Source organism: Streptomyces sp. NPDC046203 (assembly GCF_040646255.1).
Taxonomy (GTDB): Bacteria; Actinomycetota; Actinomycetes; order Streptomycetales; family Streptomycetaceae; genus Streptomyces.
The window spans coordinates 1-13,022 of sequence record NZ_JBEYZX010000084.1; the positions used below are offsets into that span (position 1 = coordinate 1).

The 13,022-nt window shown below is 72.7% G+C and carries 12 protein-coding genes and 1 riboswitch; of the genes, 8 read left to right on the forward strand and 4 right to left on the reverse strand.

What is annotated here, in order from left to right:
- Nucleotides 1-72: 72 nt before the first annotated feature.
- Nucleotides 73-1,389, reverse strand: coding sequence for a threonine synthase (gene thrC / locus ABZ990_RS30630; protein WP_361238701.1), 1,317 nt, complete (start codon nucleotides 1,387-1,389; stop codon nucleotides 73-75).
- 18 nt (nucleotides 1,390-1,407) lie between these two features.
- A riboswitch (SAM riboswitch) is annotated at nucleotides 1,408-1,547 on the reverse strand.
- Between the two features lie 121 nt (nucleotides 1,548-1,668).
- On the opposite strand from thrC, the gene ABZ990_RS30635 reads away from it, so the two are divergent.
- Nucleotides 1,669-2,613 (forward strand): glucosyl-3-phosphoglycerate synthase, encoded by a 945-nt coding sequence (locus ABZ990_RS30635; RefSeq protein WP_361238733.1) that lies wholly within the window; start codon nucleotides 1,669-1,671, stop codon nucleotides 2,611-2,613.
- A gap of 153 nt (nucleotides 2,614-2,766) precedes the next feature.
- Nucleotides 2,767-4,188: a trehalose-6-phosphate synthase gene (locus ABZ990_RS30640; RefSeq protein WP_361238704.1), complete on the forward strand. Its 1,422-nt coding sequence runs from the start codon at nucleotides 2,767-2,769 to the stop codon at nucleotides 4,186-4,188.
- Here ABZ990_RS30640 and otsB read toward each other — a convergent pair.
- Both otsB and ABZ990_RS30650 read right to left on the reverse strand, forming a co-directional pair.
- Nucleotides 4,185-5,042, reverse strand: a complete 858-nt coding sequence (otsB, locus tag ABZ990_RS30645; protein WP_361238707.1) for a trehalose-phosphatase — start codon at nucleotides 5,040-5,042, stop codon at nucleotides 4,185-4,187. The genes ABZ990_RS30640 and otsB overlap by 4 nt on opposite strands.
- Nucleotides 5,043-5,200: 158 nt before the next feature.
- Complete coding sequence (locus ABZ990_RS30650; RefSeq protein WP_361238710.1) at nucleotides 5,201-5,449, reverse strand: DUF3263 domain-containing protein; 249 nt, start codon at nucleotides 5,447-5,449, stop codon at nucleotides 5,201-5,203.
- 142 nt (nucleotides 5,450-5,591) lie between these two features.
- On the opposite strand from ABZ990_RS30650, the gene ABZ990_RS30655 reads away from it, so the two are divergent.
- From ABZ990_RS30655 to ABZ990_RS30680, 6 genes are all read left to right on the forward strand, one after another.
- A complete protein-coding gene (locus tag ABZ990_RS30655) occupies nucleotides 5,592-6,503 on the forward strand; it encodes a sugar isomerase (RefSeq protein ID WP_361238712.1) in 912 nt (303 codons plus the stop codon).
- A 289-nt stretch (nucleotides 6,504-6,792) separates the two neighbouring features.
- Entirely contained in the window at nucleotides 6,793-7,818 is a 1,026-nt protein-coding gene (locus ABZ990_RS30660; RefSeq protein WP_361238715.1) for an ROK family protein, read from the forward strand.
- Nucleotides 7,818-8,969, forward strand: coding sequence for an N-acetylglucosamine-6-phosphate deacetylase (gene nagA / locus ABZ990_RS30665; protein WP_361238718.1), 1,152 nt, complete (start codon nucleotides 7,818-7,820; stop codon nucleotides 8,967-8,969). The genes ABZ990_RS30660 and nagA overlap by 1 nt, the downstream gene beginning before the upstream one ends.
- A gap of 366 nt (nucleotides 8,970-9,335) precedes the next feature.
- Nucleotides 9,336-10,280, forward strand: a complete 945-nt coding sequence (locus ABZ990_RS30670; protein WP_361238721.1) for a 1-phosphofructokinase family hexose kinase — start codon at nucleotides 9,336-9,338, stop codon at nucleotides 10,278-10,280.
- 104 nt (nucleotides 10,281-10,384) lie between these two features.
- Nucleotides 10,385-11,230, forward strand: coding sequence for a class II fructose-bisphosphate aldolase (locus ABZ990_RS30675; protein WP_361238724.1), 846 nt, complete (start codon nucleotides 10,385-10,387; stop codon nucleotides 11,228-11,230).
- Between the two features lie 97 nt (nucleotides 11,231-11,327).
- Nucleotides 11,328-11,753, forward strand: coding sequence for a hypothetical protein (locus ABZ990_RS30680; protein WP_361238727.1), 426 nt, complete (start codon nucleotides 11,328-11,330; stop codon nucleotides 11,751-11,753).
- 61 nt (nucleotides 11,754-11,814) lie between these two features.
- On the opposite strand, the gene ABZ990_RS30685 is transcribed toward ABZ990_RS30680, so the two are convergent.
- Nucleotides 11,815-12,816 (reverse strand): CBM35 domain-containing protein, encoded by a 1,002-nt coding sequence (locus ABZ990_RS30685; RefSeq protein ID WP_361238730.1) that lies wholly within the window; start codon nucleotides 12,814-12,816, stop codon nucleotides 11,815-11,817.
- Nucleotides 12,817-13,022: the final 206 nt, after the last annotated feature.

Genomic DNA, 13,022 nt, shown 5'->3' on the forward strand with positions numbered 1-13,022 from the left:
GGGAGGGGGAGGGGGAGGGAGAGAGGGAGACGGCGGCGACGGCAGCGGCGGCAGCGGCGGAAGCCGGGACGCTCAGTGCGCCAGTCCGGCGGCGCGGAAGGCGTCGAGGCTCGGGCGGATGGTCGCGGTCGCCTGTGAGCCGTCGGCCACCGCGTCCAGGGTCTTCAGACCGTCCCCGGTGTTGAGGACGACGGTCGTCAGGCTCGGGTCGATGAGCCCGCTCTCCACCAACTTCCGTGCCACGCCCAGGGTTACGCCTCCCGCCGTCTCGGCGAAGATGCCCTCGGTACGGGCGAGCAGCCGGATCGCGTCGACGATCTGCTCGTCATTCACGTCCTCCACGGCGCCGCCGGTGCGGCGGGCGATGTCGAGGACGTACGGGCCGTCGGCCGGGTTGCCGATGGCCAGGGACTTGGCGATGGTGTCCGGCTTCTGCGGGCGGACCACGTCGTGCCCGGCCTTGAAGGCGGCCGAGACCGGGGAGCAGCCCTCGGCCTGGGCTCCGAAGATCTTGTACGGCTTGTCCTCGACGAGGCCGAGGGCGATCAGCTCCCGCAGCCCCTTGTCGATCTTCGTGAGCTGCGAGCCGGACGCGATCGGGACGACGAGCTGGTCCGGGATCACCCAGCCGAGCTGTTCGCAGATCTCGTACGCCAGGGTCTTGGACCCCTCGCCGTAGTACGGGCGGAGGTTGACGTTGACGAAGCCCCAGCCCTCGCCGAGCGGGTCGCCGATCAGCTCCGAACAGAAGCGGTTGACGTCGTCGTAGTTGCCCTCGATGGCGACGAGGTCGCCGCCGTAGACAGCGGCCATGACGACCTTGCCCTGCTCCAGGTCGTGCGGGATGAAGACGCAGGAGCGGAAGCCGGCCCGGGCGGCGGCGGCGCCGACGGCGCCGGCCAGGTTGCCGGTGGAGGAGCAGGACAGGGTGGTGAAGCCGAAGGCGCGGGCAGCCTCGATGGCCTGCGCGACGACCCGGTCCTTGAAGGAGTGGGTCGGGTTTCCGGAATCGTCCTTGACGAACAGCTTGCCGGGCTCGACGCCGAGCTCGCGGGCCAGGTTGTCGGCCTTGACGAGCGGGGTCCAGCCGGGGTTCAGGTTGGGCTTGCTCGCGACGTCGGCGGGGACGGGCAGCAACGGAGCGTAACGCCAGATGTTGGCCGGACCGGCCTCGATGGCCTTGCGCAGCGCCTCGGGGTCGCCGGTGGGCAGGTCGTAGGCGACTTCGAGCGGGCCGAAACAGTGCTCGCAGGCGAAGATCGGGCCGAGGGGGAAGATCTCTCCGCATTCCCGGCAGGAAAGGCCGGACGCGGGGCCGAGATCGACGGTGCCGGGGGCGGAAGCGGAAGCAGAGTGGGTGGTGGGTGCATCCGTCGGTGCAGCAGCCATGGCAGGCGAGGCCCTTTCTCCTCATCTTCCTCACGACGTGTTTCGCCATGAGACGGATTTGGCACCTTCCCGAGCCGGGGACCTCGCGCGAACGAGAACCGACTGGAGGGTTGCCGGGGCTTCAACGGGCCGTGTCCCTCTGCCCCTCTGGATGAGCGGTATTCGGTTGTGAACGCGGTCGGTACCCCCGACATGCAGCGGGCCGCCGCGTTGTTCAAGACTGTAACCGAAGCCTTCGCAGCCGGAGAGGCGCGTCCGATCCGCGAGATGGAGATCATGTTGCTGGAAGAAGTGGAACGCTGGCTGGCCCGGCGGTCCTGGTCGGTGGCCGACCGCCCGCTGGAGCGGATCCTCGCCGCCAAGCGGGGCACGAAGGTCAGTGTCGTGCTGCCCGCGCTCAACGAGGAGGCGACGGTCGGCACGATCGTCTCGGTGATCCGCCGCGAGCTGATGACGGAGGCGGTGCCGCTGGTGGACGAACTGGTGGTGATCGACTCCGGTTCCACCGACCGCACGGCGGAGGTGGCCGCGGCGGCCGGCGCCCGGGTGGTGGCGCGCGACGCGATACTGCCGCGCATACCGGCCCTGCCGGGCAAGGGCGAGGTCCTGTGGCGGTCACTGATGGTGACGAGCGGGGATGTGGTCTGCTTCGTCGACGCGGACCTCAGGGACTTCTCGGCGGACTTCGTCTCCGGGATCGTGGGGCCGCTGCTCACCGACCCCGACGTGGCGTTCGTGAAGGCGATGTACGACCGGCCGCTCGGCGACGCGCCCGGCCAGGGCGGCCGGGTGACGGAGCTGGTGGCCCGCCCGCTGCTGAACCTGCACTGGCCGCAGCTGGCCGGGGTCGTACAGCCGCTGGGCGGCGAGTACGCGGCCCGCCGCTCGCTGCTCGAACGGCTGCCGTTCCCGGTCGGTTACGGAGTGGAACTGGGCCTGCTGGTGGACGCGTTGCACACGGCCGGCCTGGACGCGCTCGCCCAGGTCGACGTCGGCGTCCGCAAGCACCGCCACCAGGACGGGCGGGCGCTCGGCCGGATGGCGGCGACGATCTACCGGACGGCCCAAGTACGGCTGTCCCGGGGCCACTTGGTACGGCCGAGGCTCACCCAGTTCGAGCGCGGCGAGGACGGGTTCATCCCGCGGACGTACGCCGTGGACACGGAGGAGCGGCCGCCGATGATCGAGATCGAGGAGTACGCGCGAGGGCGCGACGTGGCGTGAGGCGGGGCGACGCTCCGGACGAGGTCGGGCAGGGCGCCGTACGGCGTACGCGTGTACGGCGGGCGGCGCGACCAGGGAGAGGTGACCGGCCGTGACGACGCACCCCTCTTATCCGTACGTTTGAGCGGTTACCGGACGGGCTAGGTTCGCCATATGGCTTCCGTACTCGTGGCTTCGAACCGCGGACCGGTCTCGTACACCGTGCAAGAGGACGGATCACTGGCCGCCCGGCGGGGCGGCGGGGGGCTCGTGTCGGGGCTCGCCGCGCTGTCGTCCGGACAGTCCGGGGGGCAGCCCGGCGGGCGGTCCGAGGACGCCGCCGGGGAGAGCCTGTGGGTGTGCGCGGCGCTCAGTGACGGCGACCGCGAGGCGGTACGGCGCGGGATCGCCGAGCCGGGCGTACGGATGCTCGCCATCGACCCGGACGTGTACGACGACGCGTACAACGGCATCGCGAACTCGGTGCTGTGGTTCCTCCACCACCATCTCTACGACATCCCGCGCGAGCCCGTCTTCGACGCCGCCTTCCGCCGCCGCTGGGCGTCGTACCGCGCCTACAACCGGGCCTTCGCCGAGGCCCTGGCCGAGGCGGCGGACCACGGTGCGGCGGTACTCGTCCAGGACTACCATCTGGCGCTGGTTCCAGGGCAGTTGAGGGCGCTGCGCCCCGACCTGAGGATCGGGCACTTCACGCACACGCCGTGGGCGGCGCCGGAGTATCTGCGGATGCTGCCGGAGGACGTCCACGAGGAGTTGGTGGAGGGGCTGCTCGGGGCCGACGAGGTCGGCTTCCACACCCGGGCGTGGGCCGCCGCGTTCCTCGGCGACCCGCTCGTGGAGCGCACGATCGGCGAGACCCGGGTCCGGGTGCACCCGCTGGGCGTGGACGGCGACGAGCTGCGCGCGCTCGCGCACCGCCCGGAGGTCGACGAACGACTCGCCCGGCTGCGCGAGGAGGCCGGCGTGGACCGGGACGGCGGCCGGAAGACGATCGTCCGGGTCGACCGCACCGAACTCTCCAAGAACATCCTGCGCGGCCTGCTCGCCTACCGCGAACTGCTGACCGCCCACCCCGAATGGCGCGGCCGGGTGGTCCATCTCGCCTCCGCGTACCCCTCCCGCCAGGACCTGGCGGTCTACCGCGCGTACACCGCCTCCGTGACCGAACTCGCGGACCGGATCAACGAGGAGTTCGGCACCCCGGACTGGCGGCCGGTCCTGGTCGGCGTCGAGGACGACTTCGTCCGCTCGCTCGCCGCCTACCGCCTCGCCGACGTGGCCCTGGTGAACCCGGTGCGCGACGGCATGAACCTGGTCGCCAAGGAGATCCCGGTGGTCTCCGACGCGGGCTGCGCGCTGGTCCTGTCCACGGAGGCGGGTGCCTACGAGGAACTGCGCGCCGACGCCCTGACCGTCAACCCGTACGACGTGACGGCGACCGCCGAGGCGCTGCACGAGGCCCTCTCGATGCCCGCCCCGGAACGCGCCGACCGCACCAAGCACCTCGCCGAGGCCGCGACGGCCCACCCGCCGCAGCGCTGGTTCCGGGCCCAACTGGACGCGTTGCGGGGTTAGTTGCCGGGCTCCTCCAGGGCAGCAGCCAGTGCCTTCAGGAAGTCGACCAGGGCCGCCGGGCCCGCGACGGTGAGGTCCGCGCGGGCGGCCAGGTCGGGGACGGCGGCGGATTCGGCGGCGGAGCAGACGAGGAGACCGGGGACGCCTTCGGCGGCGCGCAGCCGCTCGACGGCGGCGTACGCGGGGAGGTCGCCCAGGTCGTCGCCGGCGTAGAGGACGCAGCCCGCGCCGGTCTCGTGGAGGTACTCGGCGAGCGCGATGCCCTTGTCCACGCCCGGGGGGCGCAGTTCCAGGACCAGCCGGCCCGGTTCGAGGACGAGGCCGTGGGCGGCGGCGAGGTCGCCGAGCGGGCCCTTCAGGGCCTCGAACGCGCCCTCGGGGTCCTCGGCGCGGCGGGTGTGGACGGCGAGCGCGCGGCCCTTCTCCTCGATCCAGGTGCCGGGCCACGCGCCGGTGCGGTCGAGGAAGCCGGGCAGGGCGGCGCGGGCGGTGGCGACGCCCGGGTGCGGGGCGGCGGCCTGGACGGTGCCGGAGACGGCGTCCCAGCGCTCGGCGCCGTAATGGCCGAGGACGACGAGGTGTTCCAGGCCGGGGACCCCGGCGAAGCCGCCGTAGCGCACCGCCACGCCCGCGGGCCGGCCGGTGACGACCGCGACGGAGGCGACGTGCGGGGCGAGGGCGGCGAGTGCGGGGACGGCGCCGGGGTGGGCGCGGGCCTGCTCGGGGTCGGGGACGATCTCGGCGAGGGTGCCGTCGAAGTCGAGGGCGACGACGGCCTTCTCGGGCCGGGCGAGGAGCGCGGCGAGTCCGTCGCGGCCGGCGGGGGTGGTCGGATGCGGAAGGCTGCTGACCATGCTCACGACCCTACCGAGCCTCGGCCGTCCCGTCAGCGGCTCGGGCCGCCCGTGACCGGCGGACGGGCGGCGTACGGCCGGATGTCACCCGGAGAGGGCCCGGAGGGGCCCCGGGTCCGGGCACGGATGGCGGGTGCGGGAGGCGGGCGCGGGAAGCGTCACCTACGGGCTTCCTTGGCCGCGCGGACCCGGCGCAGCCGGTTGACGGTGACCGGGTCGTGGGCGAGGGCGCGCGGGTCGTCGAGGAGGGCGTTGAGCAGCTGGTAGTAGCGGGTGGCGGAGAGGCCGAGCTGTTCGCGTACGGCCCGTTCCTTGGCGCCGGGGCCCGGCCAGGAGCGCCGTTCCAGGGCGAGGACGGCCCGCTCGCGCTCGCCCAGCTCGCCCGGCCCGCCGAATTCGGTGGTCATACAGACCAATTTATTGCGCGTTCGCGAACCGTCCGACCTTCCCGTCACCGCCGTGGCCCATTGATCCATCCCACGGGGCGCTGCTACGCATGGGGTTCCGCAGCAGTTCGCAGCAGGCCAGGACCTTGAGGAGTCACCCCGCATGTCCCGTACCCCCGCCGCACGCACGTCCGCCGAGATAGCCACCCAGCCCGCCTCCTGGCGCCGCGCCGCCGAGGCGGCGGCCGGTTTCGAGGGGCTGCCCAAGCCCGGTGAGCGGGTCGCCGTCACCGGCTGCGGCACCTCCTGGTTCATGGCGCTGGCCTACGCCGCGCTGCGCGAGGCCGCCGGCCAGGGCGAGACGGACGCCTTCGCCTCCTCCGAGTTCCCGGCCGCCCGTACGTACGACCGGGTGGTGGCGATCACCCGGTCCGGCACCACCACCGAGGTGCTCGACCTGCTCGACCGGCTGCGCGGCCGGGTGCCGACGACGGTGCTCACCGCCGACCCGAAGACCCCGGTCATGGCCTCGGCCGACGCGGTCGCGGTGCTGGACTGGGCGGACGAGGAGTCGGTGGTGCAGACCCGGTTCGCCACCACCGCGCTCGCCTTCCTGCGCGCCGGGCTCGGCCCGGTCGCCGGTCTGAAGCCGGTCGAGGAGGCCGCCGTCGACGCCGAGCTGGCGCTCACCGAGCCGCTGCCGGAGGCGGCGCTCGCCGCCGAGCAGTGGACGTTCCTGGGGCGCGGCTGGACGTACGGGCTCGCGCTCGAAGCCGCGCTGAAGATGCGCGAGGCGGCCGGGGCGTGGACCGAGGCGTACCCGGCGATGGAGTACCGGCACGGCCCCATCGCCATCACCGGCCCCGGCCGGGTGGCCTGGGTCTTCGGCGAGCTGCCGGAGGGGCTGGCGGGCGATGTCGCCCGGGTCGGCGGCACCCTGGTGTCCCGGCCCGGCACCGATCCGCTGGCCGACCTGGTGCGGGCCCAGCGGCTCGCGGTCGCGCTCGCCGAGGCCCGCGGCCTGGACCCGGACCGGCCCCGGAACCTGACGCGGAGCGTGATCCTCACCCCGTGAGGGGTGGGGCGGCCGTGGTGGAGGCGCTGCCGGCGTCGGCGTCGGCGGCTGTGACGCCTGGGCGGTGAGGCGCGCGGTGGTGGGGCCAGGGTGGGGCGTGGCGCGATCGCCGTATCGCCCGCGTCCCCGGCCCCACCGCCTGTCCATCACCCGCCCGCCAGGGCCCCGCCAAGGGCCCCGCCACCAGCCCTTCCCCCGCTCCGCCACGCGGAATCGAATTTGTATACGTCCGTAACAATCCTCCTAAGTGGACTAGACCTTTCGGGCCATCGCGGCGAGACTGTTCCCCGTGAAACACGTCATCGCCCTCGATGTGGGCGGCACCGGGATGAAGGCCGCCCTCGTCGGGGCGGACGGCACACTGCTCCACGAGGCGCGCCGCGCCACCGCGCGCGAGCGCGGGCCCGAGGCCGTCATCGAGACGATCCTCGGTTTCGCCGCCGATCTGCGGGCGCTCGGCATCGAGCGGTACGGCGAGCCCGCCTCGGCCGCCGGAGTCGCCGTCCCCGGCATCGTCGATGCCGCGGACGGCATCGCCGTCTACGCCGCCAACCTCGGCTGGCGCGACGTCCCGCTGCGCGCCCTGCTCAGCGAACGCCTCGACGGCATCCCGGTCGCCCTCGGCCACGACGTGCGCACCGGCGGCCTCGCCGAGGGCCGGATCGGCGCCGGCCACGGCGCCGACCGCTTCCTCTTCGTCCCGCTCGGCACCGGCATCGCGGGTGCCATCGGCATCGGCGGCGTGATCGAGGCGGGCGCCCACGGCTACGCCGGCGAGATCGGCCATATCGTCGTCCGCCCCGGCGGTACGGAGTGCGGCTGCGGCCAGCACGGCTGCCTGGAGCGGTACGCCTCCGCCTCCGCCGTCTCCCTCGCCTGGGCCCGGCTCTCCGGCGACCCGGACGCCGACGCCGCCGACTGCGCCAAGGCCGTCGAGTCCGGCGACCCCGCCGCCGTACGGATCTGGCAGGACGCCGTCGACGCGCTCGCCGACGGCCTGGTCACCGCCCTCACCCTGCTGGACCCCCGCACGCTCATCATCGGTGGCGGTCTGGCGGAGGCCGGGGAAACGTTGTTCACGCCCCTCAGGGCCGCGGTCGAGCGGCGCGTCACCTTCCAGAAGCTGCCCGCCATCGTCCCGGCGGCCCTCGGGGACACGGCGGGTTGCCTGGGCGCGGGCCTGCTCGCCTGGGACCTGCTCGCCGAGGGCCCGGCCGGCCACGAACCGACCACCTCACCCGTCCCGACGGCCTCGTCCGCCCCGACCACCCCGCCCGTCTCCCCGCAGCCCGTCGACCCGGAGGTATCCGCCTGATGGCCGTTTCCACAGTTCTCGCCGGGGCCCGTGTGGTGCTGCCGACCGGGATCGTCGAGAACGGGCGTGTGATCGTCGAGAACGGCCGCATCGCGGGCAGCGCCCCCGAGGGCACGCCGGCGCCCGCGCTCGACCTGTCCGGCCACTGGCTCGTGCCCGGCTTCGTCGACATGCACAACCACGGCGGCGGCGGTGCCTCCTTCACCTCCGGCACCACCGACGAGATCCTCACCGGCGTCCACACCCACCGGCTGCACGGCACGACCACCGTCGTCGCCTCCTTCGTCACCGGCGACATGGACTTCCTCGGCCGGCGCGCGGGCCTGCTCTCCGAACTCGCCGAGCAGGGCGAGATCGCCGGCATCCACTTCGAGGGCCCGTTCATCTCCCCGTGCCGCAAGGGCGCCCACGACGAGACCCTGCTGCGCGACCCCGACCCGGCCGAGGTGCGCAAGCTGATCGAGGCGGCGCGCGGCCAGGCCCGGATGGTCACCCTCGCCACCGAACTGCCCGGCGGCATCGACTCCGTACGGCTGCTCGCCGAGCACGGCGTGATCGCCGCGATCGGCCACACCGACGCCACCTACGAGCAGACCACGGCCGCCATCGACGCGGGCGCCACCGTCGCCACCCACCTCTACAACGCGATGCCCGGCCTCGGCCACCGCGCGCCCGGCCCGATCGCAGCGCTCCTGGAGGACGAGCGGGTGACCGTCGAGCTCATCAACGACGGCACCCATCTGCACCCGGCCGCACTGGAGTTGGCGTTCCATCACGCCGGTCCTGAGCGGGTCGCCTTCATCACCGACGCCATGGACGCGGCCGGCTTCGGCGACGGCCGCTACATGCTCGGCACGCTGGAGGTCGAGGTGAAGGACAGCGTGGCTCGGCTCGTCGAGGGCGGTTCGATCGCGGGCTCGACGCTGACGCTGGACCGGGCGTTCAAGCGGGCCGCGACCATCGACGGGCTGCCGGTCGAGTCGATCGTCCAGGCCATCTCCGCCAACCCGGCCAAGCTGCTCGGCATCGACGACCGGGTGGGCTCCCTGGAGCCGGGCAAGGACGCGGACATCGTCGTGCTCGACGCGGACTTCGAGCTCAAGGGCGTGATGCGCAAGGGCGAGTGGCTGGTCGAGCCCCGACTCGGCTGACCGGCGCCCCACCGGCTCCGGGCCCCCGACCCCGGCCCCGACCCCCGGAAACCTCACCGGGCCCCGGGACGCCGCCCCTCGGCCCCTACGCCCCGGACCCGTACGGGAACCTACCTACCCCTCGTACGGGTCCGGCCCCACCCCCAGGGAGCCTTGAGGGTCCTCGGAGACCCTCGGCCCCTGGACTCGGCGGATGGGGCCACCCGGCCCCGCCCGTCGGGCCGACCGGCCCCATCTACGCCGTTTTCACCCGGACTTGACCCCTCTCGTCCTGTGGCGGACGGGCGGGGGTCTGGGCCGACAGCCGTCTCTTTGGCATGATCGGGGCAGCCAGAAACCGGGGGCGGACGACGACGGGGGGCCCAGGTGATCCTCACGGTCACCCTCAACACCGCGCTGGACCTCACCTATCGCGTCCCCGCGCTGTTACCGCACGCCTCGCACCGCGTCGAGACGGTCCTCGAACGCCCCGGCGGCAAGGGCCTCAACGTCGCCCGCATCCTTGGCGCCCTCGGCCATGACACCGTCGTCACCGGCTTCGCCGGCGGCCCCACCGGCGCACTGCTGCGCGAACTGCTCGCCACGAGCACGGCCGAATCGCCCGGCACGGTCCACGACGCACTCGTCCCGACCGCCGGCGCCACCCGCCGCACGGTCGCCGTCGTCGACGCCACGAGCGGCGACACCACCCAGCTGAACGAGCCGGGCCCGACGATCGCCCCGGACGAATGGGCCGCGTTCACCGCCCGGTTCACCGAACTGCTCGACGGAGCACGGGCCGTGGCGCTGTGCGGCAGCCTGCCGCCGGGCATCCACGTCGGCGCGTACGCGGACCTCGTCCGGTCGGCCCGCGCCGCCGGAGTCCCGGTCCTCCTCGACACCAGCGGCGAACCGCTGCGGCGCGGCATCGCCGCCCGCCCCGACGTCGTCAAGCCCAACACCGAGGAACTGGCCGGGCTCACCGGCACCCGCGACCCGCTCCGCGCCACCCTCGACGCCCGCCGCCGGGGCGCCCACGCGGTCGTCACCTCCCTCGGCCCCGAGGGGCTGCTCGCCGCGACCCCGGACGGCGTCTGGCAGGCCGCTCCGCCGTCCCCCGTACGGGGAAACCCCAGCGGCGCGGGCGACTCGGCGGTCGCCGCCCTCCTCGCGGGCCTGGTCGACGGCGCCGACTGGCCGACCCGTCTGTCCCACGCCGCCGCGCTCTCGGCGGCGACCGTACTCGCCCCGGTGGCAGGCGAGTTCGACGCGGACGCCTACGCGTCCCTGCTCCCCCGCATCACCGTCCACGAGCCCAAGCCGACCCCGTAGCCACCCTTCCCCCACCGGAACACGGGCTTCCCACCACCCTCACCACGCCGCACCGCACCACGCCACGCCACGCCAAGCCGCCACCGCATTCCCAAGGACCTCACATGCCCCTTGTCCGCACCGGCGACCTCGTCACCGAAGCCCGCTCCGCCGCGCGCGGCCTCGCCGCCTTCAACGTCATCACCCTGGAGCACGCCGAGGCCATCGCCGCCGGCGCCGAGCGGGCCGGCACCCCCGCGATCCTCCAAGTCTCCGAGAACGCCGTGAAGTTCCACGGCGGCCGGCTCTCCGCGATCGCCGCCGCGACCGCCGCCGTCGCCCGCGCCTCCTCCGCCCCGCTCGCGCTCCACCTCGACCACGTCGAGTCCGTGGACCTGCTCCACCAGGCGCACGCGGAGGGCTTCGGCAGCGTCATGTTCGACGCCTCGCGGCTCGACTACGGCGACAACGTCAAGACCACGGCGGAGGCGGTCCGTTGGGGTCATGAGCGCGGCATCTGGATCGAGGCCGAGCTGGGCCGGGTCGGCGGCAAGGCGGGCGAGCCACCGCTCGACGCGCACGCGCCCGGGGTGCGTACGGACCCGGCGGAGGCCGCCGCGTACGTCACCGACACGGGGGTGGACGCGCTCGCCGTCGCCGTCGGCTCCTCGCACGCCATGACGGAACGCACCGCCGCCCTCGACCACGACCTGATCCGCGCGCTGCGCGACGCCGTACCGGTGCCGCTGGTGCTGCACGGCTCGTCCGGGGTGCCGGACGACGAGATCCGGGCGGCGGTGGTGGCCGGCATGGTCAAGATCAATGTGGGTACGGCGCTGAACACCGCGTTCACCGGGGCCGTCCGCACGCATCTGGCCGCGCATCCGAAGGGCGTCGACCCGCGCGCGTATCTGCGCCCGGCGCGCGAGGCGATGGCGGAGACGGTGGCGTCGTTCCTGCGCCTGCTCTAGAGGTCACACGCCATCTGGCTGAAATGCATCTTGCAACTAACCTTACCTAAACCAGATGATCACTTTGCCAAGAGAAAACTGATCACCAGGAGTCGTCGTGCGCAGAAAGCTTGTCATCGCCGCAGGATCCGCATTCGGAACTCTCGCAATGCTTGCCGGAACAACAGCCCCCGCCAATGCGGCGACAGAGGCATACGGCGGATCCCGTAGCTGCGCCACGACCGGCGCCTATGGCACGTACTCTTACGACAACTACCACGGCCCGGACGCCACAATCACCATCCGGATGAGCGTCTCGGACACCATGTCCGACGGAAACAGCGTGCGCGTTCGCATGACATCGAAGGACACCTGGGGAACCGTTAAGTATTGGCAGTGGCACTCAAATGCCAACGGCAACGGAACGACCAGCAACTGGACGACCACCGCCTCGGACAGCAGCGGACTCTTTAGCATCGGAATCCAAGTGGCGCGCATCAACACGGACGGCACGATCAGGAACAGCTGCACCAGCTGGATTTGATCCGATCGGACGACAGTGGATGCGGGGGATTAATCACCTCGCATCCACTGTTTCCGCCTTATTACTTCGGCTGCCCCGCCTTAAGCGAAACCTGATCGAGGATTACCTCACACTGGTCTCCCGCCTCGCAGGAGATCTTCAGCGCATTATCGCCCTTATTGAGCTTTACATAGGCGTACGTATTGGTCCACCCTTTCGCCCAGTCTCCATCTGCCGCTCTGGCGAAGTTGGACATATTGATGGAACGCGGGGCGCCGGCGTTGACCGTCAGGGAAGTCTCGGCATCCTTCCCGGGCACGCTGTACGTGATGTAGAGGGTGTAGTCACCACTCTTGGGCACGCTCACAGACCAACTCGCCGATCCGCCCTGCCCGTTGAAATTCACGTAGGCGCCGCCCTCGCTCTTGGCTCCCGGTATGTCCTTGGCAAGGGCAGCCGGGCCACCCAGCCTCAGCGTGGCCGCGTCCTGCTTGGGCAGCTCTGCCGGGGGCTTGACCTCCTCACTGGGCTGAGCAGTCTGGGCCTCGGTGGGGGCGCTGGTCGGGGCGGTGGTGGTCTCCCCACCGTCCGCTGTGTCGTTCTCGGTGCCCCGGTTGGAGATGACGGCGGCGGCGATGCCGAGCACGACGACCGCGACGACGGCCACCGCGCCGATGAGCAGACCACGGGTGTTGGGGCCGCGCCCCGAACCGCCGCCGTCGTACCCGCCGGGCTGGTGCTGCTGCGGGATGCCGGGGCGCTGCCCGCCGGGGCCACCGGGGCCGCCGGCGTACGTCTCGGGAGCCGCGTACTGCGCGTGCGGCTGGCCGTACCCCTGCCCCTGCGGCTGTCCCTGCTGCTGCGGCATGGGCGGCTGCTGCGCGTGGGCGCCGTACTGGCGCTCGCCGACCGTGCGGACCTGGTTGTACGAGGTGCGCGGGACGCCTGGCTGCGACATCGGACCCGGGTAGCCGTAACCGCCGCCCTGGGGCGGCTGCGCCCCGGCGGCCTGTCCGTCCGCGTACAGATAGCCGAACGGATCGTCGTCCTCGGGCGTCTTCGCGCCGTCGTTGCCGGCAGCCATCCGGTCTCACTCCCTTTGCCTGCTCCGTCGGCCGTCGCCGACCGGCCGAGCCTACCTCGAACGGCCTTGCGCCTGTTTGAGGCCATGGGGGGGCGGGGCGTGAACGATCGACTAGGGCGTGTTTCGAAAGTAGCTCCGTCCGCCCGGAGGGCGGGGCCTGCGGCGTCTGGTGCACTGCGCTCGCTTCGCTCGCTCCGTCTCGGCGC

Excerpts from the sequence above, each read along its gene's own strand:
- thrC (WP_361238701.1), bottom strand. The coding sequence starts at position 1,389 with ATGGCTGCTGCACCGACGGATGCACCCACCACCCACTCTGCTTCCGCT.
- ABZ990_RS30640 (WP_361238704.1), top strand. The coding sequence starts at position 2,767 with ATGGCTTCCGTACTCGTGGCTTCGAACCGCGGACCGGTCTCGTACACC.
- otsB (WP_361238707.1), bottom strand. The coding sequence starts at position 5,042 with ATGGTCAGCAGCCTTCCGCATCCGACCACCCCCGCCGGCCGCGACGGA.
- ABZ990_RS30650 (WP_361238710.1), bottom strand. The coding sequence starts at position 5,449 with ATGACCACCGAATTCGGCGGGCCGGGCGAGCTGGGCGAGCGCGAGCGG.
- ABZ990_RS30655 (WP_361238712.1), top strand. The coding sequence starts at position 5,592 with ATGTCCCGTACCCCCGCCGCACGCACGTCCGCCGAGATAGCCACCCAG.
- nagA (WP_361238718.1), top strand. The coding sequence starts at position 7,818 with ATGGCCGTTTCCACAGTTCTCGCCGGGGCCCGTGTGGTGCTGCCGACC.
- ABZ990_RS30675 (WP_361238724.1), top strand. The coding sequence starts at position 10,385 with ATGCCCCTTGTCCGCACCGGCGACCTCGTCACCGAAGCCCGCTCCGCC.
- ABZ990_RS30685 (WP_361238730.1), bottom strand. The coding sequence starts at position 12,816 with ATGGCTGCCGGCAACGACGGCGCGAAGACGCCCGAGGACGACGATCCG.